We start from the raw sequence: 1,879 nt of genomic DNA on the forward strand, positions 1-1,879 counted from the left end.
TATAGCGCTTCATCGCGCTCAGGCGGCGCCGCGCACGTCGAACTCGACCTTCCAGCGCTCGTTCGTGCCGCTCGGGATCGCCTCGAGTTCGAGCGTGCCGGCTTCGGTCACGCGCGCATGCAGCTTCACGGGCACGACCTCACCGACGGTGCGCCCTTCGGCGGGCAGCGTCGCCTGGATCTCTTCCAGCTCCTGCAGTTCTTCCGGCGACCAGTAGTCGAGCAGCGTGCCGACCTGGTCCTGACGGCGCACCGACGAACCGAAGAAGCGGAACTGCACCGGTTCGCCGACGACGAGGCCGAACTCCTGCGGCGGCAGCGCCGCGTCCGAGCCCTCCTCCATTCCGAACGGCGCGACGCACAGCGCCTGCACCGGCGGTTCGAGCCCCGGCACCGCGGGCATCGCCGATTCGATCGCGACGTAGTACGCACGCGCCGTGCCGCCGCGAATGCGCACGCCACGGCCGCGCTTCACGTAGCCGTAGTACGCGGCGCCACGCGCAACCGCGAGATCGAGATCCGCGCCTTCGAGCAGGCGCGCGGGCGGCGCGCCTTCGGCGGCGAGCCAGCTGTTGAGCGTATCGAGCACGCGTTGCGTGAGCAGCGTCGACTTGAACACGCCGCCGTTGAACAGCACGGCCGTCGGATGCAGGAACGTCGCGCCCTGCGGCAGCGTGCGCTGCACGCCTTCGAGCGCATCGAGCGCCGCGACCTGGCGGCCGAGGAAGGCCGCGAGATGGCGCGTGACGCCCGCGTCCTGCGCATACGGCAGGCCGAGCTGCGTCAGGCCGACACGGGCGCGGCTCACCGGGCGCGCGGCTGCGTCGACTTGCGGGAAGAAGCCTTCGAGGATCGTCTGCGTGAGTTCCGCGCGCGTCAGCTCCGTACGGATCGACCCGCCGATCAGCTTCGAGCCGCGGCTCGGCACGACGAGCGGCACTGCGTCGGTCGTCGGGTCGGACAGCAGCGTTTCCTTCGCGGAACGGCATGCGTACGTAAGCGCGCGCAGTTGCCACGGATCGGCCTGCGTACCCTGCTGCGCGAGCTTGCGCGCCACGATATGCGCAAGCGCGAGGTCCATGTTGTCGCCGCCGAGCAGGATGTGCTCGCCGACCGCCACGCGATGCAGTTCGAGATTGCCCTCGCGCTCGACCACCGCGATCAGCGACAGGTCGGTCGTGCCGCCACCGACGTCGACGCACAGGATCAGGTCGCCGACCTGCACCTGCTTGCGCCAGCCGCCCTGGCTCTTCTGGATCCAGCTGTACAGCGCGGCCTGCGGCTCCTCGAGCAGCGTCATCCGCGAGTAGCCGGCGGCGCGGGCGGCCTCGGCCGTCAGTTCGCGTGCGGCCGGGTCGAACGATGCGGGGATCGTGACCGTCACGTCCTGGTCCGCGAACGGCGCGTCGGGATGCGTGTGGTCCCACGCTTCGCGCAGGTGCGTCAGGTAGCGGATCGAGCTTTCCAGCGGCGACACGCGCGCCACTTCCGGCGGCGCATCGCTCGGCAGGATCGCCGCGCGGCGGTCGACGCCCGGGTGGCACAGCCAGCTCTTCGCGCTCGACACGAGGCGGATCGGCGTGCCGGCGCCGCGCGTGCGCGCCATTTCACCGACCGCAAACGCGCGCGAGGCCGTCCACGGCAGCGTCAGGTCGCCCTGCGTGAGTTCGCTTTCATGCGGCAGGTAGAGGAACGACGGCAGCAGGTCGCGCGACTCCAGCGCGCCGGGCGCGGTGAGCTGCGCGATCGGCAGCACCTGCTGCGTGATGGTTTCGCCGTCGCTCGCGGCGCTGTCGACATACGACAGCGCGCAGTGGGTCGTACCGAGATCGATACCGATCGAATAGCGCGGATCGCTCACAGTTCCACCTCCGCCGGTG

At 70.5% G+C, this 1,879-nt stretch carries 1 protein-coding gene; it reads right to left on the reverse strand.

All coding sequences use genetic code 11. The features are described from left to right. Nucleotides 1-18: 18 nt before the first annotated feature. Nucleotides 19-1,860, reverse strand: a complete 1,842-nt coding sequence (locus G3N99_RS39170; RefSeq protein ID WP_174938316.1) for an Hsp70 family protein — start codon at nt 1,858-1,860, stop codon at nt 19-21. Between the last annotated feature and the right edge of the window lie 19 nt (nt 1,861-1,879).

The organism is Burkholderia sp. Ac-20392 (assembly GCF_017104585.1).
In the GTDB taxonomy this organism is placed as follows: domain Bacteria; phylum Pseudomonadota; class Gammaproteobacteria; order Burkholderiales; family Burkholderiaceae; genus Burkholderia; species Burkholderia lata.